The organism is Gordonia sp. NPDC127522 (genome assembly GCF_042672305.1).
In the GTDB taxonomy this organism is placed as follows: Bacteria; Actinomycetota; Actinomycetes; order Mycobacteriales; family Mycobacteriaceae; genus Gordonia; species Gordonia hongkongensis.
Genome location: NZ_JBHXVK010000021.1, coordinates 1 through 22,094, shown reverse-complemented (window position 1 = coordinate 22,094; position 22,094 = coordinate 1). Strand labels below are relative to the sequence as shown.

Genomic DNA, 22,094 nt, shown 5'->3' with positions numbered 1-22,094 from the left:
ACGCGGTGACCGAACGGATCTCGCTGCGGCAGTGGAATCGGACCCTGCTGCAGCGCCAGCACCTGCTCACCCGCGTCGCGGAGGACGCCATCGAGGTCCTGGACCGCTGCGTCGGACTGCAGTCCCAGGACCCGCGGGCGGCATTCTTCGGATTGTGGTCGCGGATCGCGGATTTCGACCCCCTCGAGCTGGACGATCTGTTGACCGACCGCGAGGTCGTGCGCATGACGCTGCTGCGCGCGACGATCTTCCTGATCGACGCCGAGGACGCACGCTGGATTCGTCCACTCGCCGAGCCCACGCTGCGGCGTGGACTCACCGACATCCACGCCCAGCGACTGGTGGACGCCGACCCGACGCAGGTCGTGCGGTCCGCCGCCGAGATTCTCGCGGGTCGCGAACTGGCCGTCGCCGACCTCGGGAGCGAACTGGTTGCCCGCCATCCCGCGGAAGATGCGTCGACCCTGACCGCGATCGCACGGTGCGGGCTGCCACTGGTCCAGGTCCCCCCGCGTGGTTTGTGGCGCGGGCGGGGCGCTCCGACCTATCGCCTGTTCGACGAGTGGGCCGGCCCGGGCGAGCCGGCCGTCGTCGACGACGAAGCCCGTGCCGATCTCGTCCGGATGTATCTGCGCGGGTTCGGCCCGGCCACCGTGAAGGCCATCCAGACGTGGTCCGGGCTCACCCGGTTGCGACCCCTCGTCGAGAAGCTGGAGGCCGACTGGGAGCTCGTCCGGCTCGACGGCCCGAACGGCGAGGTCCTCTACGACCTCGACGGTCTCGCCCTCGCCGACCCGGATGCGCCGGCGCCGGCCCGGCTGATCGCCCCCTTCGACCACGTGATCGGCGCCCAGGCCGACCGAATCCGGGTCGCCGACCCGGAGATGTACCGGCGCACCGTGACTCCCAACGGCCGGTCGCCCGGATTCGTGTTCCTCGACGGATTCCTCGCGGGGACATGGTCTCTCGACGCCGAGGACGTACCGGCGGTCGAGTATCTGCGTCCGGTGACCGCTGCCGAACGGCGCGAGGTCGACGCCGAGGTCGACCGGCTCCGTGAATTCCTGGTCGATACCTGAAGCTCGTCGCGACGGGGCCCGGCAGATGTCGCACATCGTGGCGCCGAGCGCAACGACCCACTAGGTCTGCGAACTGGATCGAAGGAGCCCGCGACTCAATCCCCGGTGCGCGGGTTCCGCGAGGTGATGCAGTAGCGGCGACCGACCGGATCCGCCATCGTCGTCCAGTGCGGGAAGTGCTCGATCGCGCGGGCGCCCCAGTCCTCGTGTCGTGCGACCTCGTCGGGGACGGAATTCGTGGCGATGTCGAGGTGTGCGGTCGCCACATCGCTGTCCGGCGACTCATCCTGCTTGCGCTGCAACAGGATCCCTAGGGTCACCGCGGGGTCGCGGCGAAGCGCGACCAGCTCGGGCCGACCCCGGGGCTTCGTCGGCCAGCCGGTGAACCCGGTCCAGAAGTCGACCTCGGCGTCGAACATGCCAGGGGGGATGTCGATGCACAGCTGGTCGATGATGCTGATGGCGTCGCCGGGCCAACGGATGGGCCGCGACCGCTTCGATTCGCCCACCCACGGCACGAGGCAGAACACGAAACCGGCGGGTGACCGGAGGGTGAGGTGAGTCCCGGCGTCGACGACGAGGGTCGCACCGAGTGCCTGTGCCTCGGCGGTGGCGGCGTGCGGGTCGTCGGTGTGGATGTCGAGGTGGACCCCACCCGGTCCGTCGTCGATGCGCTGGACCCGCAGATGCGGGTCGCCGTAGAAGGGCTCCAGCGAGGCGAACTCGCGGTGCTCACCCCGGGGCGGGGAGACCGTGCTGCCCGAGATCGCGCGCCAGAAGGTCACCTCGCTGCCGAACACCTCGGCGGGGAAGTCGAGGAATGCGCTGAGCCACCGCACCTGCACCCGGCAGATTCTACGGTGCGTCCCACGTCGCGCACTGTCGCGGCGCGTGGGAAAACAGCAGGCGGGTCGCCGTCGTTACACTCGGACAGATGACTGCAGGACCGCTGGGGGCGGTGGGGAAGAAATTCTCGAAGGCGCGGACCGAGCAGGTCGCGGTCGTCCGTCTCGACGGCCCGATCGGGATCGCGGGGATGGGCAAGCACGGCGTCAACACCGAGTCCGTCGAGCCGGTTCTGAAGAAGGCATTCGCCACGGAGCGATTGCGGGCCGTCGTGGTCGTCATCAACTCGCCCGGTGGCTCGCCTGCGCAGTCGGAGTACATCGCCGAACGCATCCGCCAGCTGTCGGCGGAGAAGGGCGTGCCGGTCCTCGCGTTCTGTGAGGATGTCGCGGCCTCCGGTGGCTACTGGATCGCGTGCGCGGCCGACGAGATCTTCGCCGCCCACACCTCCATCGTCGGCTCGATCGGGGTCGTGTCGTCGGGCTTCGGTTTCTCAGCCGTGCTCGACCGCTTCGGTGTACAGCGCAGGCTGTACACGACCGGTGAGAACAAGGCGCGACTCGACACCTTCTCGCCCGAACAGCCCGAGGACGTCGAATGGCTGAAGGAATTGCAGGCACAGCTGCACGAGGCGTTCATCGCGTGGGTCCGGCAGCGCCGCGGTAAAAAGCTGACCGCTTCCGACGCGGAACTCTTCAACGGCGACGTGTGGATCGGTCACCGCGCCGCGGAACTCGGGGTCGTCGACGGGATCGGCGTGATGCGTTCGGTCGTCGCCGAGCGGTACCCCGACGCGGAGATCACCGTCGTGGAGACGCCGAAGCCGCTGCTCATGAGACTCGTGGGAGGTCAGACATCGGTTGCCGGATTTGCGGAGAGCGTGACGACCGGCGTTCTGGCGGCGTTCGACCGCGCTCCGTCGTTGCGGCTGTCGCTGCTCCACCGAGACTGAAAGGCCCGATCACAGCCCGTTCACATGGTTTTGCTTGTGAATTGTCCCCACGTTATCCACAGGTGTTGTTCATCGAAGGAAGAGTTCACGACGTTTCGACGTGTGCACTTTCGTGAATTTCCTACGCGCACATTCGGCTAAACGAGTGATTGCGGTCACAAGTCGCGGGCCGGTGGCCAGCGTTTTTCCACAATTCCACAGTCTCATCCCCAAGTAGACGGTCAGTGCGCGAACAAGGGACAAATGTCCAGGACGTACATGTGGATAAATTTATGTAGGTCTACATAGCACCTTGCTCCACACCCGTCTCGGCGATGACAGCGGGGCGCGCGGGCAGTGGTCCGGTCGAGCTGCCGCCGCGCCCGGCCGTCTCTGTGCCACCATGGAAAACGTGAGCATGGGCGACATCACTCAGGTGCCGGTGACCGACCTTCCGGACGACTTCACCGGGCAGACCGACGCGGTGATGCTCGACGTCCGTGAGGACGACGAATGGGCGTCCGGTCACATCCGCGGCGCCGTGCACATCCCGCTGGCCGAGGTGCCCGGCCGCCTTGCCGAACTCGACCCCGATCACGATCTGTACGTGGTCTGCCATTCCAGCGGCCGGTCGATGCGCGTGCTGCAGTACCTCGCCCAGGTCGGTTACGACGGGATCTGCGTCCGCGGCGGCATGCTCGCCTGGCAGGAACACGGCAAGCCCGTCGAGATCGGTGATACGCGACCCGAGGGCGACGCCGGCCGATGATCGACCTGTGCCCGCGGTGTCGAATCCAGGCACCGCACCGTCCCGGCCGTGAACACTGCCCCCGATGCGGCGGACCGCTCAGCGTCGTCGAGGATGCCGCGCGGGCGCTGGCCGCCCGGCAGACGCCGGCACGATCGTCCGCGCCCGGCGCGGTGCGCCCGCCGCATGTCCCGTCTCGTCCCGGCCCGGCCCCGTTGTCCCCCGGACGTCTCTACCGCAGTCGCAACGTCCGGTGGGTGGCCCGCCGCCCACCCGAGGCGATTCCTGCCCGCCGCGGCCCCTCGGGCCGACGTGGCCCCCGATTGATTCCCCGGTACGTCTACATACCCACCTGGGGTCTGCACGACGAACCGGCAGAGGTCGACACCGCGCACCGGAAACTCGAGAGTTCGCGTGCCCGTCTGCAGTTCGCCCTGAACGTGGCCGGCTCTGCGCTGGCCGCGTCCGCACTGGTCCATCTCGTCCGCTACCTCCTGCTGGTCGTCAACCGCGACCGTCCGCTGCCCGAGTTCCTCGTCGTCGCGTCCGACTGGCTGACCATCTTCGTCGGTGTCGTCGCTTTCCTCGGATTCGTCCTGGCGACGCTGGCTTTCATGCGCTGGGTCCTGGAGTTGCGCGCGGACACCTACGCCGCGGCCGGACTCGTCGACCCGCGCCGGCCCGGTTGGATCGCCGCGCTCGCCGGCCTGCCGCTGGTCAACCTCGTCGGTGCGCCGCTGGTGGTGCAGGAGGTCGCCGTGCATCGGGTCGGCCAGGACCCCACGCTCGATGCCGACCTCGTGGGACGACGACTCCGCAAGTTGTGGGTCGCCTGGGTGGTGGTGAATGTGTCGGCCGGGGCGGCGATCATCGCCCGGCTCGTCGCGTGGCGCTCGGACTCGCTGCAGACCGGGGCGAACGCGATGGTGATGGTCATCGTCAGCGCGGCGGTCTCGGCCGCCTTCGCCTTCTGGATGGCACGCCGGGTACGGACACTGTTCGACGCCGCCGCGGCGGCCCCGGTCCCGACGAGACGGTGGGTGGCGGTCGGATGAACTCAGGGGTGAACGTGGGCGCGGCCGAGAAGGTCTCGCGTTCGGGCAAGCCGGCGGTGGTGGCGCACCGCGGGGCGTCGGGTGACTGTCCGGAACACACCCTGGCCGCCTACGAGCTGGCTCTCGCACAGGGTGCGGACGGCCTTGAGTGCGATGTCCGGTTGACCGCGGACCACGAGCTCGTGTGCGTGCACGACCGGACCGTCGACCGGACGTCCGACGGCTCGGGGATCGTGAGCGAGATGACGCTCGCCGAACTGCGCGAACTCGACTTCGGCAGCTGGCATGCCGCTGGTGGTCCCGCGTCGATCCTGACGCTGCGGGAGCTGCTCACGCTGACCCTGGACTGGCGCCGACCCGTCCGCTTGTTCATCGAGACCAAGCATCCGGTGCGGTTCGGCAGTCTCGTCGAGCAGAAGCTCCTCGAGATGCTGCACGAGTTCGGGGTGGCGACGCCGCCGTCGGCCGATCACAGCCGCGCCGTGGTCATCTCGTTCTCGTCGGCCGGGGTCTGGCGGATTCGACGCCACGCCCCGATGCTGCCGACGATCCTGCTCGGTGACACCGCCCGGGTCCTGGGCGGGGGCGCCGCGACCGCGGTCGGGGCGACCGGCATCGGGCCGTCGGTGATGACCCTGCGGCAGTACCCGGACCTGGTCGATCGCGCCGCCGCTGCCGGTCGGGTCACCTACTGCTGGACCGTCGACGAGCAGGTCGACGTCCAGCTGTGTGCCGATCTCGGTGTGCGGTGGCTGGCCACCAACCACCCGGCGAAGGTGCGCGACTGGCTGGTCACGGTCGACTGAGCTGCCGACCGCACGACCTGTCGGGCGCCGCGGGCCGACGTGAGAGAGTGGACCGATGGGCAAGAAGAGCAAACGGGGTAGTGGACCACGTCCGGGAAGCAATCGCGCCGAGCGCGTCGCAGCACGTAAGGCACGCCAGGCCGCAGCTCTGGCGCCGCCGCCCCGGCCCTTCGCCGGGTTCGCGTCCGAATGCGATTTCGTCGCGCTGCGGACCTTCGTCGCCTCGGCGACTGCGCGGTTGGAGCTCACCGAGCCGGCCGGTTCCCGCAACGACGTCTCGATCGTCACGATCCTGCCGGGCGCGGTGCCTGCGCTCGCGCGCGACCTCGACGGTGCGACAGAGGGTTTCGTGGGTCTGCAGACCGACCCCGATCGCTCGGCGCTGACCGTCGAACTCGCCGCGGCCATCGCGTGGGCCGCTCACGCCGACGCCGGCAGTGAGTTCGACCTCGAGGCTGCCGACGAGGCCCCGAGCCTCGACGAGGTCGTGAAGACCGACGCCGCCTTGGACATCACGGTGCACCAGGACTTCGGCTGGTGGTTCGTGGAGGGCACCGAGGTCCCGGCGGAGATCACGGCCATGTTCGAGCGCGCCAACGACTCGGTGCTGCCGACCGCGCGGCTCGTGGTCGACAGCGGCGCCGGTGCGCCCTGGTGGGTCGATGCGGGCGAACGTGCGCACCTGCGCTGGATTCGACCCGAGCCGGAGGACGACCTGATGTCGGCGATGGCCCGGCTCCACGCGGCCGGTCATCTGACTATGGGCGAGGGTTCGCGGTTCGCCGGATCGTTCCGCACCCACGGATTGCTCGTGCCGGTCTTCGACCTCGACAACGAGATGCACCACGAGGAGTGGTACGCGGGTCTCAACGAGCTCGATCGCCGCCTCGGCGAAGCACTCGCCGACACCTCGCCGCTGACGATCGAACAGCGCAGCTCCCGCAACGGCATTCGCGGTCGCCAGGTCACGCTGCGCTGACCGGCGTGGTCCGTAACCGCGCTGTTTCTGCTCCCTGAGAGCCTTCTTCTGCTCCCTGAGGTGCGAGCGAAGCGAGCCACGAAGGGGCGTGGTGACGTCCGTCGCCAGCCCTTCGTGGCTCGTCGACCTCGACGCGCTCCTTCGTCGCTTGCTCGGCCCGGCGGCTATCGCTCCTCGCACCTCAGGGAGCGAGGATTATGTCGTTCTCTCGGATCTGGAGCGGGGCTTCAGCGGCTCTTTCGGATTGGGGAGCGGATGGAACTCCGTCAGATGTTCCCGCCGGCCGCGACCGGTGCGGTGGCGTCGGATGTCTTCTCGCCGTTGAACTCTCGCTCGACGAAGTTCTCCAGGTCGAAGAGGTTCCCGTTGCAGCGTTCGGCGATGGTCTGCAGGGTCGTCATGGTCGCGACCTCCTCGACCTGTTCCTTGAGGAACCACTGCACGAACTGCTCGCCGAGGTAGTCGCCGGTATCGCGGGCCGACTTCGCCAGGTCGACGACCTGCTGGGTCACCGTCTTCTCCTGTGCTAGAGCGAGATCGATGGGCGCGCGGTAGTCCTCGAACCGGTTGTTCGGTGCCGGAATACCGGGGATCTCGACCTCCATGTCGCGGTCGAGGAAGTACTGCACGACCATCATCGCGTGATTGCGCTCTTCGACGGCCTGGCGGTAGAAGAGCTTTGCCAGCTGGGGCATGTCGTGGTTGTCGAAGTAGGTGGCGACCGCGATGTACTGCTGCGAGGCGTAGAACTCGTTGCTGATCTGGTCGTGCAGCAGTTGATGGAATTTCGTGTGTTCGGACATGCGGCCCATCGTAGAGCCGAAAAATGGCTCTCACCAGCAAGTTCAGGCTAAGTAAGGCAAGTCTGGCCTGCGTTCGGCGACCCTTTCACGACGGCCCGCCGGCGTCGACGAGAAGCTCGTCGGGGACGGGCTGACCTGCGCGGAGATAGCCGAAGAACTCCTCGGTCTGCTCGTTGACGGGCAGCGCCAAACCTTCGTCGGTGAACGTGCTCTCGCCGGCCGGCGTCGTCGTCGTGATGGGGTCGCGTAGCGCGAACATGAGGGACGCGAGATTCCAGATGTGATCTCGCTCATCGACGGTGAGCGCGTCGATGGCGCCGCCGACGAACCCGAAGAGCCGGAACGGGTTGAGCAGGACCGACGGACTGGTCGCGCGAGACACCAGTGCGGCGAGGAACTTCCGCTGATTGACCACTCGCTCGAGGTCGGCGCGCGGGAATGCGCGCGTCCGGACCAGCCCGAGAGCCTGCCGGCCGTCGAGGCGATGACAGCCTTTCGCCAGGCGCAGACCGGCTTTGGGGTCGTTGAGCGGTTGGTCGATACACATCTCGACGCCGCCGACCGAGTCGACGAGGGTGTCGAATCCGCCGAAGCCGATCTCGGCGTAGTGGTCGATGCGGATGCCGGTCAGGTTCTCGACGGTCTGCACGAGCAGCGCCGGACCGCCGATGCTGAACGAGGCGTTGATCTTCAGGCTGCCGTGGCCCGGCACCTCCACGTACAGGTCGCGCGGGATGCTCACCACGATCGCCTTGCCGCCACCGGGCGGGGTGTGGACGAGCATGATCGTGTCGGTGCGGGAGCCGTCGGCGTCACCGGTGGCCAGCGCCCGGCGTTGTTCCTCGGTGAGATCGGATCGCGAGTCGGTGCCGACGATGAGCCAGTTGGTGCCGGGGGTGTCCGATGGGCGTCCGGCGTAGGCCGGCAGGGCGTCGATCCGGTCCAGTCTCGTGTCGTAGTAGAACAGCAGTCCCACACTGCCGAGGACGACGACGAGCAGCAGGATCATCAGGATCTTGCCCACCCGGACCGCGCGGCGCCCCGTGTGCCGGGGCCGGCGAGGACCGGCCGGCCGCGGGGGCGCGGGCGGACGTCCGACGGCCCGATCGCGGTCGCGACGGTCGCCACGCGGCGGACGAGGCCCACGGGACCGATCGTCGGGGATCGGCTCCGGCTTCTGGGTGGGCGCATACCCGCCGGGAGCGGGCCGCGCCGACGATGACGGCCGATCGGCCGGGGACGGATGCGGCGGCCGACCGATGGGACCGGGGCCCGGAGCCCTACGCGGGTCGGGACCGCGGGCGGGGATCCGCGGCATGGCCTGCGGATGAGCGGACGGGCCGACGGCACCGGGAGGCGGGCGGTGGCCTTGTCCGGGTGGTGGCCCCGGGCGCGGAGACGGGCCCGCTGGCCGCCCGGGCGGCATCGGCGGTCCGGGGCGACCTCGCCGGAGGATCGGCGGGTCCTGCTCGTTCATCCCAACCAATGTACGCATGGGCGGTGGCGACGGATGTCGGTCGGTTGGTTGCCGACGTGGCGTCGAACCGCCCACATGAGGTCTCGTTCCGGACCGAACGGGGTACAGGACACGCCATGACCGACAAACACGTCGCCGACGCCACGGCGCAGGACTCCGGGAACGATGACGCCCAGGCCGACGGCGGACGCACCCCGCTGCGTCGCGCCATCACCGGCAAACTGCTGTTCCTGTTCATCCTGGGCGACGTCCTCGGTGCGGGCATCTATGCGCTCGTCGGGGAGGTCGCCGGGGAGGTCGGCGGAGCGATCTGGGTGCCCTTGGCGCTCGCCCTCGCGCTGGCGATGCTGACCGCGGCGTCGTATGCGGAGCTCGTCACCAAATATCCGCGGGCCGGCGGCGCGGCGGTGTTCGCGCGGCACGCCTACCGCCATCCGCTCATCTCGTTCCTGGTCGGATTCTGCATGCTGGCGGCCGGTGTGACGAGCGCCGCCGGGCTGGCGCTCGCCTTCGCTGGTGACTACCTGCAGGTCTTTCTCGACGTGCCCACGACCGCGGCGGCGCTGGTGTTCCTGCTCGCCGTCGCGGCGCTGAACGCCCGCGGGATCACCGAGTCCCTGCGGGCCAATGTGGTGATGACGATCGTGGAGGTCTCCGGACTCGTGCTCGTCGTCGTGCTGGCCGGGATCGTGCTGGGTCGCGGTGACGGTGAGCCGCAGCGGGTGCTGGAGTTCACCGACGAGACCACCCCGGCTCTCGCCGTGCTGGGCGCGGCGTTGCTGGCCTACTACTCGTTCGTCGGGTTCGAGACCTCCGCGAACATGGCCGAAGAGGTCCGTGACGTGCGGCGGGTCTATCCGAAGGCGCTGTTCGGTGCGCTGATCGCCGCCGGCGTCGTCTACGTCCTCGTCGGTCTCGCCGTGTCGGTCGTCGCGCCACCCGAGCGCCTGGTGGAGTCGTCGGGCCCGCTGCTCGAGGTCGTCTCGATCGCCGATGTCGGGATCCCCGCCCAGCTGTTCTCACTGATCGCTCTCATCGCGGTCGCGAACGGCGCGCTGCTCACGATGATCATGGCGTCGCGCCTGACCTTCGGCATGGCCCGCGACGGGCTGCTGCCCGGTGCGCTGGCGAAGGTGCTGCCCGGTCGTCGGACGCCGTGGACGGCGATCGTGGCCACCACCGCCGTCGCGATGATCCTCTCGGCGACCGGAACCGTCGCGGCACTCGCCGAGACGGTGGTGCTCCTGCTGCTGTTCGTGTTCGTCAGCACCAACGTCGCCGTCCTCGTCCTGCGCCGCGACCGCACGGACACCGACCATTTCCGGGCGCCGACGATCCTGCCCGTGCTGGCAGTGATCTCCTGCATCGTCCTGATGACGCAGCAGAGCGCATCGACCTGGTTGCGCGCGGGCATCCTGATCGTCGTCGGACTCGTGCTCTATCTCCTAGCGCGTGTGACCGGGTCGGGTGGGCACCGGGTGAACGACGACGACATCAACGACGACATCGACGACGATCGCTCCGGACGCCTCACCTGACGCGGATGTTGTTCGCGCGGTAGTCGTATCCGTCCTGACTCGCTCTCTCGTACTGGAATCGACGGTCTGCCCCGGCACCAGGTCCCGGAAACCGGTGCCGACGATCTCGCTGTAGAACGCCCACGCCCCGCCCGGGGTGGCGTCGGAATCGAGTACGCCCCATCCCTCTTCGCCGTTCCACGACCGAACGGTCCCGGTGATGTTCGGGCCGAGGGCGGTCGGTGGCGGTGACGTCGGTGTGTCGGAGAGGGCGGTCTCCTCGATCGTCGTGAGTCCGTCCGGTCCAGCGTCACCGACGCTGTGCCACAGTGCTGTTCGAAACGCGCCGCTGCGTGTACGGTCCGGCTGCGCGACATCGGTCGGCCAGACCGACAGCGCCACATATCGGCATCCGTTCTCCGGTGGAACAGCTATCGCATGGTCGAAGTCGACGACGGTCCCCGGGCGCAAGCCGGGCAGGGACAGTTCGTCGAGATTCTGAACGGCCCGAATACGGACGACGAAGGTGGTCCCGTGGACGGTGCCGGACAACGCCGGTGACTCGATGACACCCCAGCCCTCTTCGTGGTGCCATTCGCGGATCGTCCCGGTCGTCGACATCGGTCCACCGTAGGCGCCCGACCCGTGGCGCGACAGTGAATTACCGTTGTGGCGCTTCGCCTCCGGGCGGGCCGAGATGCCGCAACGTCGAGGTGCAGGTCGAGGCCTGGGAAATCCGTATGATCTCGAGCCCGGAATCCGGGCACGACGTCATACGGCTTCTCAACGCTCCGCGAGCGATCCGATCTCGGGGGCGTCCGGGCCGAAGTGGCGGAAGAGTGCTCGGCGTCGGGAACGGGTGCCGGTCCATTCCAGATAGCGCGGACCGGCCGGTGTCCGTGCGATGACCTGGTAGACAACACTGTTGCGGACCCACGCGAGACCGAACGCCCACGGCACCGCGGGGCGGAGACCGAGGTCGCGCATGCCGCGCACGCCGAGAAAGCCCTGCAGCATGCTCAGCAGGCGGGCGCGGGTGTAGCGCGCGGCGAGGCGGGGGAACAACCGGTAGTGCAAGCGGCTCTGGGCGTCGACGATCGCCGTCGTGAGTGCCGCGCCGGCGTCGGTCACGTCGTGCTGCGCCAGTAAGACTGCATAACTCAGCTGATGCTGGTCGCGTTCGGAGTCGAAGAGCCAGTCGTCGTCGACGCCGATCAGCCAGCCGACGTACTTCCACAGGTGCATGAGGGCGCGGGAGTCGTCACGGCTCACCGGGACGCCGAGGGCGCGGACCCCCATCATCAGTGCGCCGCTGAAGAGGTTCAGCGTCGCGGCGAGGTCGGACTGGTTGATCGGCAGACCCCACTGGTCGATGTCCCAGCGGCCGTTGTGCTCGTACCGCTCGTTGACCAGGGCGTGCATGAGGCGCACATGGACGGTGAGTCGCCAGCCGTCGCCGTCGCGTGCCATCCCGCCCGGTTCGCCGACCGCGATGGCCCAGGTCTGAGTCTCGCCGAGTCGTCGGATGACCGTGTTCCCGGTGAGGCCGCCGGTCGCGACCAGCAGGTCGGCGGGCCCGCCGAAGCGGTAGCCGCCGATCAGGGAGAGCTGCAGCAGGACGTCGTTGGCGTTCTGGCCGAACCGCCGATAGACGGCGGCCCCGCGGTCGCAGAGAGCGGGATCGACCCAGTCCGGTGTCTTCTCGACGAGTGCGAAGAAGTCGAGCAGGGCGTCGGGCGCATCGGAGGGCATGTCACCGGCAAGTGCCCGCTCGAACTGGCGCATCGTGACCCGGCCGTCGGCGTTCCGCGGGAGGCGCATGGCCCGGACCAGCGCCGCGGCGGGTTCGTCCCGTGTGCGCAGCCGACGTCCGAGCTCCGCGAGCTCGTCGTCGCCGGGTTCACGAAGGTGGTTGTAGACCTTGAGGAGTCTGCCGATGCGGCGGCCGCGGGACTCGGCGGCTCGGTGGCGTCGCGGGAAGGGGAGGCTCGCCGGCTCGGCGGTCGGGTCGGACAGCGCTTCGACGGGCATGAGACGAATCTAGCGAATCATCTCACCCTGTTCAACGGTGGCCGGTAGGGGCGCATGGTCGGAGGCGCACAGTCGGCGGGAATCGACGCACAGTCGACGGGAAAGGCCGCGCGGTCGACGATGTCTCGGTTCTCAGCCGACCCAGGACAGCTGGTCGCGGAGCAGTCCGTAGCCGACGAAGGCGACCACGTCGATGACCGCGTGCGCGATCACGAGGGGCCAGACGCGGCCGGTGACCTGGAAGAAGCGCCCGTAGACCACGCCCATGACCAGATTCCCGAGTCCGCCGCCGAAGCCCTGGTACAGGTGGTAGCCGCCGCGGAGAATCGCGCTGGCGGCGAGCGACGCGTTGTCGGACACCCCGAGTTGTCGCAACCGGGTGATGAAGTACGCGACCACCACGATCTCCTCGGCGGCGGCGTTGCCGATCGCGATGAGCACCAGAACCGGCCACTCCCACCAGGTGTCGGCCTGGCTGGGCACCAGGCTCGCGTTGAGGCCCAGGGCCCGGGCCACGGCGACGAGTCCCAGGCCGGGCAGACCGATGACGGCGGCGAGAACCAGTCCCGAGGGGATGTCGCGGCGCGGGGTCCACCGACCCAGACCGACGCGCGACAGTCCGATCCCGCTGCGCCACAACAGATATATACCCAAGGCGGCGATGGCGAACAGGCGGAGGCCGCCCATGATCTGCCGGACGGCGTCGATGACATCGAGGTCGGAGCGGCTGGGATTGAGTGCGACCGTCGTCTCGCCGATACCGCCAGCGAGCTGCGCCTCGAGCAGTGCGAGTGCCGCGGACAACGCCGAGAACGCGAATGTGAGGACGCCGACGATGACCAGTTCGACGATGATGCCGCGTCGTTCGGTCCGGTCGGTCACGACCGGGATGTCGTGGGGCGACGGTGTGAGGTACTCGCGCAAGGCCATGCCGGTCAGCCTAGGACCCCGCGATCCGCAGCAGTGATGCGGAAACAGCGGGCCGGCGTCGTGGAAGCCGGGTCAGTCTGGCATCGAGTTCAGGAACGGGCAGCCCGCGAGATTCCGCAGCGCGCGGGACAGTTCGAACACGTCGGAGACCGGCCGGGCGAACGGGAGGCGGACGTCGGAGTCGCTCTCGAGTCCCTCGATGCGGAACCGGATGCCGAAGCGGTCGAGGCCGAGCGGACGCACCCGTCCAGTGCGCAGCTCGACGGGAAGCTTGCGGACCAGTTGTCCGACGATGTCGGCGTGGTCGCTGTCGAGATGTTCGAGCCAGCTGCCCTCGTGCTCCCAGAACGGGTCGGGGTCGGCGTCGGCGAGCTCGGTGGCCGACACCGAGGCCGCGCCGTCCGACGACGCGATGACCGCGGTGTCGACCTGCAGACGCATCATCGACGCGCCGTGTCCGATGTCGAGCAGACCGTCGTCGGGGTGTTCGCCCGCGATCTCGATGGCCAGGTCGCGTTCCAGGTCGCGCGGGACCTCGTGCAACGTGCCGTTCAGCCAGATCACCGAACGCACGCGTTCACGCAGGTCGATGGGCGCCCAGTCGGTGACCTCGAGCATGGCGGGCACGCCCTCGGCGCCGTCGACGGTCCGCATCGCGTCGCCGTCGGTGGGGACGAGGACGAAGGCCTGGGACTCGAAGAGGTGCACGACGTCGATCGGGGTGGCGTCCGCGCCCTCGACGGCCAGGATGGCGGAACCGCCGCGACGACAGGCCGTCTGGATCATCTCGGCATCCGTGGGGCGGTCGGTCGTCGTTCTCGTCATGACAGTCTCTCCGGTCGGCGTCGCGGGGCGCGGGTCGTATGAAAGGTAACCCTAACCTAAATACCCCGAGTGCACGCGTCAATGGTTTCGACACCCCTGCGTAGAGCCTGGGACACATGCGCGAAAGGGTCTCGGCAGGCCTGTTCCACTAGGCTCGTGTGGTGCCTGTGATCGCCTACTTCGGCCCGCCCGGAACCTTCACCGAGATGGCGCTCGACGCGGTCCTCGCCGAACAACAGTCCGCGGACGGCCTCGACCTGTCGGGCGGGGTCGACCGGGTCGCCGCGTCGAGTCCTGCCGCCACCATCGCCATGATCCGTACCGGAGACGCCGACTACGGCTGTGTGCCGATCGAGAGTTCGTTGGAGGGTTCGGTGCCGGCGACGATGGACGCACTGGTGCCGCCCGCGGCCGACGCCGTCGACGGTCGGGTGCAGGCCTTCGCCGAGACGGTGCTCGACATCTCGTTCGCCATAGCCGCAGCCGCGCCGATGGCCGCGGCCGATGTCCGCACGCTCGCCGCCTACCCGGTTGCCTCCGCGCAGGTGCGCCAGTCGGTCGGCGAGCTTTTCCCCAACGCCGAGTTCGTGATCGCGAGCTCCAATGCCGCTGCCGCGCAAGACGTCGCGGCCGGGAAAGCGGACGCCGCGGTCACCACGGGGCTCGCCGCGCGCCTGTCCGGACTCGTCGTGCTGGCCGACGGTGTCGCCGACGCGCGGGAGGCGACCACGCGATTCCTTTTGCTCGGTCGGCCCGGGGTGCCGTTGCCCCGCACCGGTGCCGACCGCACCTCGGTCATCCTCGACCTGTCGAACGAACCGGGTAGCCTGATGGCGGCGATGAACGAATTCGCCTCGCGCGGAATCGACCTCACACGTATCGAGTCGCGCCCGCAGCGTGACGAGGCCCAGGGCCGCAGCATCGCCGGCCGGTACCGGTTCTTCCTCGACGCGGTCGGACACATCGACGACGCGGCCGTCGCCGAAGCCCTTGCCGCCCTCCACCGCCGGTGCGAGCGGGTGGTGTTTCTCGGCTCGTGGCCTGCGGTACGCACCACCGGCTCCGCGCCACCGGACCACACCGAGTCGCTGGCCTGGGTCGACTCGATGCGGCGGGGAGGGAAGTGATGGCGCGGCTGCACCTGGTCCGTCACGGTGAGACCACCTCGAACGTCATGCGCCGCCTCGACACCGCTCTGCCCGGTGCCGCACTCACCGATTTCGGTGCGCGACAGGGTGTTCGGTTCGGTCTCGAGAACGTGCCGGAACAGCACGCGGTGCTGCTCAGTTCACGCGCGCTCCGCGCCCGGCAGACCGCCGAGCTGATCGGGTCGGTGTGGGATGTGGAGACCGCGGCGATCGACGGCGTGCACGAGGTCCAGGCCGGCGAGCTCGAGGACCGCTCCGACCGCGAATCGCATGAGGTCTTCCAGGACATCATGCACCGCTGGCACGCCGGCGACCTCGACGCACGCATCCCCGGCGGCGAATCCCTCGCGATGGTCTACGACCGGTACCTGCCGACGGTCGAGGACCTTGCCGACATGTACCTCACCGGCCCTGACCAGCGCGATGTGTTCCTGGTGAGTCACGGTGCGGCCATCCGCCTGATCGCCGCCCGGCTCGCCGGGATCGACTCCCGGTTCGCCGCGGCGACCCACCTCGGCAACACCGGTTCCATCGAACTCGAGTACTCCGACGGCATCTGGGTGTGCACGCGATGGGGCGCCACGACGGCCCCGTTCGAGATCGCCGACGAGCCGCTCGTCGACGAACCGATGGGCTGACGGCGTCCCTCCGTTCCCTGAGGAGCGAGCTTGCGAGCGTCACCCCGTTTCCTGAGGAGCGAGCTTGCGAGCGTCACGAAGGGTTACTTGATGATGGCGTCGACCGTCTTCTTCAGCGCCGAGGGCTGCGACGGGCGTCGGGGAGCCTTCTCCCGGCGGCGCAGCATCTCCTCACCGATCTCCCGGAGTTCCTTGCGGCTCAGCGCCTCTCGGACCTTCGGGAACCACTCGTCCTCTTCCTCCTCGATGTGGTGCTCCACGTTCTCGATCAGGACGGTGGTCTTGGCGTCGAATCGCTCGTTGTCCGGTGAGAGAGCGGCCAACTCGACGACGAGTACGTCGGCGACGTGGTGCTCCTCGTAGGACTCGAGGATGTCGTCCTCGAGATCGGGGACCCGCTTGCGGATCTCGGGGTACATCACCTCGTTCTCGATGTAGGTGTGCACGGTGAGGGCCTCGATGATCTTGTCGACGATCTTGCCCTTGGTCTTCACGGCGTTGTCGCCCTGCGACCTGAAGTCGCGGAACAGTTTGCGGATCTCCTTGTGGTCGTCCCGGAGGATGACGATGGCGTCTGAGGACATGGACGTACTCCTGAGATAGAGGGCTGCTCGATCTGCTACCCCTCGTACCGCGTTCCGCCGCAGGTCAAACATCGAGTCGGCGGCATCGGGGCGCCGGCCACACCACTAGCCCCAGCCGTTGGCGTGCAGCCACTCGTCGTCGATGCCGAAGTGGTGCGCGATCTCATGGACGACGGTGACCGCCACCTCGTGGACGACCTCCTCCCGCGAGTGGCACATCGCGAGGATGGGGTCGCGGTAGATGGTGATGGTGTCGGGCAGGAATCCGCCGTAGTCGGTGGTCCGCATCGTGAGTGCCACACCGTGATACAGCCCGAGGATGCCGGGTTCCTCCGGGTTGTGCGGTTCAACGAGGATCACGACGTTGTTCATGGCGTCGGTCAGTTCGCCGGGGATGGTGTCCAGCGCGTCGGAGACCAGCCCGTCGAACTCGTCGTCGGACATGTACACGGCCATCGGGTCAGCCCGCCGGGGCCGGTGCTTCGGCGGGGTTGGGCGCGATGCCCGGCGGGAGCGGCACCGGGGTCGGCAGGGCCCGGCCCGGTGGCGCCTCCGGGGGTGCGACCGGCGCGCGCCCGTTGATCAGCAGCGCGCCGCCCTTGGCGTCGCCCACCAGGGTCGCGAAGCCGCCCCGCTTGTCGGGTAGCCCGAGGTAGCACACCACCTTGCGGCTTCCGGCGAGCCAACTCGGCTCGCTGAGCACCGACCACTGGACGTTGAGCGTGGTCGCGTCGAGCTGCTTGCGCCCGCCCACGAACCGTTCGGCCTGGACCGGGCAGATCGAGCCGAGGTAGCTGTTCTGGGCGCCGGTCGGCGGCCACGGCCTGTTCGACATCCGGTCGCCGAAGCGGACCGACAGATCGACGATCCCGGTTGTCTGGAAGGCATGCGGCTCAGCGCAATTGACTGCGAAGCCGGTCGGGGTGCGGGTTTCGGGATCGATCCCGACGCAGGTGCCCTCGGGCCAGACGTACGACTGGTTCTGGTCGGCGACCCGGCCGGAGAACTGGACCGGAGCCCCGTCGGCGCCGTTCTCCTGGACCCCGCATCGCAGCTGACGCGCGCCCTTGTCCCACTGCACCTGGGAGGGGTACATCATCCCGACGGCGAAGCGACCCTGCGGGTCGAGGCGCCCGGCGAGATACTGGTCCACCATCACCGGGCACTGTTCGTCGCGGATCGTCGCGAACCGCTCGGCGCCGGGCCAGAGAGCGTCTTCGCCGAACTCCGCGCCGGGGATCAACGCGGTGTCGATGGCTCCTGCGACCTCGAAGCGGTGTTTCTGCTCGCACGGCACATCGACCGGCTGGCCGGGGTTGCCGGCCGGCCAATCCAGACAGTCGCCCGCGACCGACTTCGTGAAGGCGTTCTCGACCAACCGCTCACCCTCGCCGATGTTGCTGCCGCCGACGCTGCCGCTGTCGTCGAAGGCCCCCGCAGCGAAGGCGATCCCGCCCGCCACGAGTGCGCCGACAACGATCGCGCCCAGGACCACGAAGACCGGGTTGCGGGCGAAAGCGCCTGGTCGGCGGGGTCCGCCGGCCGGTGCGTCGGCGTCGGCGGGGTGGCTGCGGTCGGGGTCGGGCGCGTTCATCGGGATCCATCATGCCTAACGGATCGGACGGGGCACACCCTCGTGGGCCGATGGCCGGACCGGGCCGATGCACCGCATGACCGCGCCGGTCTGGTGCGGAGGCCGGTTCCTCACTCCCCGTCGGGTGCCAGGTGCCGGGCGGTGAGTCCGGTGAGCTCGCTGCGAAAGCCCTCGTATCCCTCGCGGAGCCGATCCCCGGGCCAGGCGCCGGGGAGGAGTTCCTCGGGCAGGAGCGGGTCGCGGAGGATGTGCCGCACGATGGCGGCGGCGACCTCGAATCGATCGGCGACCGTCGTCGCGGCGGCGAGTGCGTCGAGCAATTCGTCCGCGGTCGCGGCCCAGGTCGACGGCGTGAACAGTCGTGCGGCCAGCTCGGTCGACGCCTCCTCGGGAGCCGCCCGGAAGAGACTCAGACGGCGGCGCAGTTCGGGCGGGAGTTCGATGTCGAGGTTGGCCGGGCGGGCCCAGACGCCCTCCCGGATCTCGCCGAGCCGGGCCTTCCGCAGCGTGTCGCGCAGCAGGGCCCGTTCGGTCGAGCTCTCCGAACCGATCGTCACGACGGCGAGATCCCAGCTGCCGTCCCAGTCCCGTCGTGCCGGATGGAGGGCCCGATCCTGGCGCTGCTGTCGCTCGACCAGGCGGGGCGAGAGTCGGCATCTGCCGTCGATGCGGTCCAGGTCTCCCGCCGCGACCAGACGTGTCAGCGCCACCCGGACGGTCGATTCGCGGAGCCCGAGCTCGGTGGCCGTGGCCAGGAGCCCGTTGATCGACGCATCGGGGGAGTCGAGGCCGAGGAGGGCGCTGAGGATGACCGATCGCGCCGTGAGCTTGGGAATGTCCACGCGTCCGGGCACGGCGTCGATGCTATCGGGCGGGATCGGCTCGGTGGCGACGACGGCTATTACAAAACTCTGGCGCACAGCAGAATGATGTAATACCGTGGATCACGACCTCCACCAGGAAGCGGGTTCCGCCATGTCCACCCACGTCGTCACCAATCAGGTCCCCGAACTCGTCGACTTCGACGCCGCGGACAATCCGGCCATCTCCGAGGCGGTTCACCGCGCGGGCGCCGACCACATGCTCGAGGACCTGCACCGGATCGGCCGTCTCGCCGGTGGTGCCGAAGCGCTCGGATGGGGTGACCTCGCCGAGTCCCACCCGCCGGAACTGCGGACCCACGACCGCTACGGCAACCGGGTGGACGAGGTCACCTACGACCCCGCCTATCACCACCTCATGCGGACGGGTATCGGTTTCGGTCTCGGTGGTACCGCATGGTCGGACCCTAGCCCGACGGCGCACTTCGAGCGTGCGGTGAAGTCGAGCGTGTGGGGTTCGGTGGACGCCGGGCACAGCTGCCCGTTGTCGATGACCTACGGGGTGGTGCCGGCACTGCGGGCCAACCCCGAACTCGCCGGGCTGTACGAGCCGCTGCTCGTCTCGACGACCTACGATCCCGGTCTCCGGGCGCCGCTGTCGAAAGCGGGGCTGACCGCCGGGATGTCGATGACCGAGAAGCAGGGCGGCTCCGATGTTCGCGCGAACACCACGACGGCCGTCGCCCAACCGGACGGGACGTACCGCATCACCGGCCACAAATGGTTCACCTCCGCACCCATGTGCGATGTGTTCCTGGTGCTGGCGCAGGCGCCGGGAGGCCTGTCGTGCTTCTTCGTGCCGCGGGTGCTGCCCGACGGATCCCGCAACACCTTCCTGCTGCAGCGGCTGAAGGCCAAGCTGGGCAACCACTCCAACGCGAGCAGCGAAGTCGAGTACGACGACACGGTCGGGTGGCTCGTCGGTGAGGAGGGCCGCGGGGTGGCGACGATCATCGAGATGGTGAACATGACCCGCCTGGACTGCACCCTCGGCTCGGCGACCGGCATGCGGGTCGGCGTCGCCCAGGCCGCCCATCACGCCACCCACCGCCGGGCCTTCGGCGCCGCGCTGGTCGACCAACCGCTGATGCGCAATGTGCTCGCCGATCTCGCGGTCGAGTCGGAAGGAGCCACGATGACGGCACTGTGGCTCGCGGAACTGACCGACAAGGCGACCGCGGGCGACACCCGGGCGGATGCGCTGCGGCGGATCTCGCTCGCGGTTAGCAAGTACTACGTGTGCAAACGGGCCCCGATCCATGCCGCCGAATCGCTGGAGTGCCTGGGCGGCAACGGATATGTGGAGGAGTCGCGGATGCCGCGGCTCTTCCGGGAGTCGCCGCTCATGTCGATCTGGGAGGGGTCGGGGAATGTGGCTGCGCTCGATGTGTTGCGGGCGATGGCCAAACAGCCCGACACGGTGACCGTGTTCCTCGACGAGATCGACAGTGCGGCAGGGGCGGACCGGCACCTCGACGTCGCGGCCGACGAACTCCGACGCGAGCTGGGCGACCTCGACGCGATGCAGTACCGGGCCCGGCGGGTCGTCGGCCGCATGGCCCAGCTCCTCCAGGCCTCCCTGCTGGTCCGGTACGGGCATCCGGCGGTCGCCGACGCGTTCGCCGCGAGTCGGCTCGGCAGCGACCGGGGGGACGTGTTCGGCACCCTGCCGTCGGGGATCGACACGGCGTCGATCATCGAACGCGTGACGCCGAAGACCGTGCAGGACAACGCCCGTGGATGAGTCGTCCGGCTCGCGGCCGGCCGCGTGGCGCGACGACCTGCGCGACGGTGCGGACTCGTTGTTCGCCGGCCGCGCCGGACGCGAGCCGGATGTCGACTACCGCACGCTCACCTACGAGGTCACCGGCCGGATCGCCCGTATCACCTTCAACCGACCCGATCAGGGCAACGCGATCACCGTCGACACCCCCGTCGAACTGTCGCACGCGGTGGAGCGCGCCGACCTCGACCCCGGTGTCCACGTGATCGTCGTATCCGGGCGGGGCAAGGGTTTCTGCGGCGGATACGACCTGTCGATCTTCGCCGAGAACGGCGGCGACCCGTCGCAGACCGTCGATCCCCATACCGTCAACCCGCGGACCGGAACCGTCCTCGATCCCGTTGTGCAGGCACGCAATCACGACCCGGGCCGCACCTGGGATCCCATGATCGACTACGCGATGATGAGCAGGTTCAACCGCGGTTTCGCCAGCCTGCTCCACGCGAACAAGCCGACGGTCGCCAAGCTGCACGGGTTCGCCGTGGCCGGCGGCACGGACATCGCCCTGTACGCCGACCAGATCATCTGCGCCGACGACACCAAGATCGGCTATCCGCCGACCCGGGTGTGGGGTATCCCCGCCGCGGGGATGTGGGCCCATCGGCTCGGCGATCAGCGCGCCAAGCGACTGCTGTTCACCGGCGATTGCCTATCGGGCACACAGGCGCACGAGTGGGGGCTGGCCGTCGAGGCACCGCCGGCCGACGAGCTCGACGACCGGACGGAGGCATTGCTCGAGCGGATCGCCCGCATGCCGATCAATCAGCTCGTGATGGCCAAACTGGCGCTCAACAGTGCGCTCCTGGCCCAGGGCGTCGCGAATTCGGGCATGATCAGCACGGTCTTCGACGGCGTCTCCCGCCACACCCGCGAGGGCTACGCCTTCCAGCAGCGGGCCGCAACCGTCGGTTTCCGGGACGCCGTCCGCGAACGCGATGAGATCAACGGCGACTGGAAGCGCGCTCAATTCCGTTCGCCGGCAGAGTGATCGACGCCGTACTGACGTGAGCGAACTGCGCCCCGCCCTGCTCCCTGAGGAGCGTCCGGAGCTTGCGGAGGGGCGCGGCCCCCACCGCCCCCTGAGGAGCGTCCGGAGCTTGCGGAGGGGCGCGGCCCCCACCGCCCCCTGAGGAGCGTCCGGAGCTTGCGGAGGGCGCGTCACGAAGGGTCCGGCGTCCGAGGCGGTGCCCTCCGGTGCACCCGCCCGGCGTCTGTGACTGATGGGGTTCCTGTTCACGGCAGTTCACCACGGTTCACCATTGGGGTGTGAGTTATAAGTTGCTGCTGTGCAACCGGATTCATTGTCATCGCGGCTGTGGAGAAATCTCGTCGTCGAACGCGATTGGATCTCCTGACCTGAAAGTGGGCGTTTTTCAGTCAGTTTCGATGTGGGAGTTCCGGGCATGCGCCGCCCCTGGTGAGGTTGGCCATCGCGATCA

General features: G+C 68.9%; 22 protein-coding genes. 11 read left to right on the top strand and 11 right to left on the bottom strand.

Annotated features, from left to right (window positions below; translation table 11 throughout):
* Positions 1 to 5 precede the first annotated feature (5 nt).
* Positions 6 to 1,079: a winged helix DNA-binding domain-containing protein gene (locus ACFVHY_RS21955; protein WP_390275442.1), complete on the top strand. Its 1,074-nt coding sequence runs from the start codon at positions 6 to 8 to the stop codon at positions 1,077 to 1,079.
* 95 nt (positions 1,080 to 1,174) lie between these two features.
* Here ACFVHY_RS21955 and ACFVHY_RS21950 read toward each other — a convergent pair whose 3' ends face one another.
* A complete protein-coding gene (locus ACFVHY_RS21950; protein ID WP_390275441.1) occupies positions 1,175 to 1,924 on the bottom strand; it encodes a VOC family protein in 750 nt (249 codons plus the stop codon).
* Between the two features lie 89 nt (positions 1,925 to 2,013).
* Here ACFVHY_RS21950 and ACFVHY_RS21945 point away from each other — a divergent pair, with 89 nt between their 5' ends.
* From ACFVHY_RS21945 to ACFVHY_RS21925, 5 genes are all read left to right on the top strand, one after another.
* Positions 2,014 to 2,877 carry a S49 family peptidase gene (locus tag ACFVHY_RS21945; protein ID WP_390275439.1) on the top strand — a complete coding sequence of 288 codons (864 nt, stop codon included), beginning with the start codon at positions 2,014 to 2,016 and terminating at the stop codon, positions 2,875 to 2,877.
* A 397-nt stretch (positions 2,878 to 3,274) separates the two neighbouring features.
* On the top strand, positions 3,275 to 3,625 hold the full coding sequence (locus ACFVHY_RS21940) for a rhodanese-like domain-containing protein (RefSeq protein WP_065631386.1): 351 nt from the start codon (positions 3,275 to 3,277) through the stop codon (positions 3,623 to 3,625).
* The gene (locus ACFVHY_RS21935; RefSeq protein ID WP_390275438.1) at positions 3,622 to 4,659 is read left to right on the top strand and encodes a DUF4328 domain-containing protein; all 1,038 of its coding nucleotides are present in this window, start codon (positions 3,622 to 3,624) and stop codon (positions 4,657 to 4,659) included. The genes ACFVHY_RS21940 and ACFVHY_RS21935 overlap by 4 nt, the downstream gene beginning before the upstream one ends.
* Positions 4,656 to 5,465, top strand: coding sequence for a glycerophosphodiester phosphodiesterase family protein (locus ACFVHY_RS21930; RefSeq protein ID WP_058253733.1), 810 nt, complete (start codon positions 4,656 to 4,658; stop codon positions 5,463 to 5,465). Before ACFVHY_RS21935 ends, ACFVHY_RS21930 begins: the two co-directional genes overlap by 4 nt.
* Before the next feature lie 55 nt (positions 5,466 to 5,520).
* Positions 5,521 to 6,444 (top strand): DUF5926 family protein, encoded by a 924-nt coding sequence (locus tag ACFVHY_RS21925; RefSeq protein WP_065631277.1) that lies wholly within the window; start codon positions 5,521 to 5,523, stop codon positions 6,442 to 6,444.
* Positions 6,445 to 6,710: 266 nt separating this feature from the next.
* On the opposite strand, the gene ACFVHY_RS21920 is transcribed toward ACFVHY_RS21925, so the two are convergent.
* Both ACFVHY_RS21920 and ACFVHY_RS21915 read right to left on the bottom strand, forming a co-directional pair.
* A complete protein-coding gene (locus tag ACFVHY_RS21920) occupies positions 6,711 to 7,247 on the bottom strand; it encodes a ferritin (protein WP_390275437.1) in 537 nt (178 codons plus the stop codon).
* An 85-nt stretch (positions 7,248 to 7,332) separates the two neighbouring features.
* Positions 7,333 to 8,256 (bottom strand): LCP family protein, encoded by a 924-nt coding sequence (locus ACFVHY_RS21915; protein ID WP_390275482.1) that lies wholly within the window; start codon positions 8,254 to 8,256, stop codon positions 7,333 to 7,335.
* A gap of 584 nt (positions 8,257 to 8,840) precedes the next feature.
* Here ACFVHY_RS21915 and ACFVHY_RS21910 point away from each other — a divergent pair.
* Positions 8,841 to 10,262 (top strand): APC family permease, encoded by a 1,422-nt coding sequence (locus ACFVHY_RS21910; protein ID WP_390275435.1) that lies wholly within the window; start codon positions 8,841 to 8,843, stop codon positions 10,260 to 10,262.
* Here the strand turns inward: ACFVHY_RS21910 and ACFVHY_RS21905 are convergent.
* From ACFVHY_RS21905 to ACFVHY_RS21890, 4 genes are all read right to left on the bottom strand, one after another.
* Entirely contained in the window at positions 10,170 to 10,862 is a 693-nt protein-coding gene (locus ACFVHY_RS21905) for a cold-shock protein (protein ID WP_390275434.1), read from the bottom strand. The two genes, ACFVHY_RS21910 and ACFVHY_RS21905, sit on opposite strands and share 93 nt — an antisense overlap.
* Positions 10,863 to 11,024: 162 nt before the next feature.
* Entirely contained in the window at positions 11,025 to 12,272 is a 1,248-nt protein-coding gene (locus ACFVHY_RS21900; protein WP_390275432.1) for an oxygenase MpaB family protein, read from the bottom strand.
* A gap of 132 nt (positions 12,273 to 12,404) precedes the next feature.
* Positions 12,405 to 13,202: a CPBP family intramembrane glutamic endopeptidase gene (locus tag ACFVHY_RS21895; RefSeq protein ID WP_390275431.1), complete on the bottom strand. Its 798-nt coding sequence runs from the start codon at positions 13,200 to 13,202 to the stop codon at positions 12,405 to 12,407.
* Between the two features lie 72 nt (positions 13,203 to 13,274).
* The gene (locus ACFVHY_RS21890; protein ID WP_390275429.1) at positions 13,275 to 14,027 is read right to left on the bottom strand and encodes a DUF2470 domain-containing protein; all 753 of its coding nucleotides are present in this window, start codon (positions 14,025 to 14,027) and stop codon (positions 13,275 to 13,277) included.
* Between the two features lie 158 nt (positions 14,028 to 14,185).
* Between ACFVHY_RS21890 and pheA the strand changes: the two genes are divergently transcribed.
* Both pheA and ACFVHY_RS21880 read left to right on the top strand, forming a co-directional pair.
* Positions 14,186 to 15,154, top strand: coding sequence for a prephenate dehydratase (gene pheA, locus ACFVHY_RS21885; RefSeq protein WP_390275428.1), 969 nt, complete (start codon positions 14,186 to 14,188; stop codon positions 15,152 to 15,154).
* Entirely contained in the window at positions 15,154 to 15,813 is a 660-nt protein-coding gene (locus ACFVHY_RS21880) for a histidine phosphatase family protein (protein ID WP_058253726.1), read from the top strand. The genes pheA and ACFVHY_RS21880 overlap by 1 nt, the downstream gene beginning before the upstream one ends.
* A gap of 83 nt (positions 15,814 to 15,896) precedes the next feature.
* Here the strand turns inward: ACFVHY_RS21880 and ACFVHY_RS21875 are convergent, their stop codons facing one another.
* The 4 genes from ACFVHY_RS21875 to ACFVHY_RS21860 form a co-directional block, all read right to left on the bottom strand.
* Complete coding sequence (locus ACFVHY_RS21875) at positions 15,897 to 16,397, bottom strand: hemerythrin domain-containing protein (protein WP_058250908.1); 501 nt, start codon at positions 16,395 to 16,397, stop codon at positions 15,897 to 15,899.
* Positions 16,398 to 16,502: 105 nt separating this feature from the next.
* Entirely contained in the window at positions 16,503 to 16,853 is a 351-nt protein-coding gene (locus ACFVHY_RS21870) for a metallopeptidase family protein (RefSeq protein ID WP_058250909.1), read from the bottom strand.
* Positions 16,854 to 16,857: 4 nt separating this feature from the next.
* On the bottom strand, positions 16,858 to 17,991 hold the full coding sequence (locus ACFVHY_RS21865) for a septum formation family protein (protein WP_390275427.1): 1,134 nt from the start codon (positions 17,989 to 17,991) through the stop codon (positions 16,858 to 16,860).
* Between the two features lie 110 nt (positions 17,992 to 18,101).
* Entirely contained in the window at positions 18,102 to 18,845 is a 744-nt protein-coding gene (locus ACFVHY_RS21860) for a PaaX family transcriptional regulator C-terminal domain-containing protein (RefSeq protein ID WP_390275426.1), read from the bottom strand.
* A gap of 121 nt (positions 18,846 to 18,966) precedes the next feature.
* Between ACFVHY_RS21860 and ACFVHY_RS21855 the strand changes: the two genes are divergently transcribed.
* Complete coding sequence (locus ACFVHY_RS21855) at positions 18,967 to 20,616, top strand: acyl-CoA dehydrogenase family protein (RefSeq protein ID WP_390275481.1); 1,650 nt, start codon at positions 18,967 to 18,969, stop codon at positions 20,614 to 20,616.
* A complete protein-coding gene (locus tag ACFVHY_RS21850) occupies positions 20,609 to 21,643 on the top strand; it encodes a crotonase/enoyl-CoA hydratase family protein (protein ID WP_390275424.1) in 1,035 nt (344 codons plus the stop codon). Before ACFVHY_RS21855 ends, ACFVHY_RS21850 begins: the two co-directional genes overlap by 8 nt.
* The last annotated feature ends 451 nt before the right edge of the window (positions 21,644 to 22,094 follow it).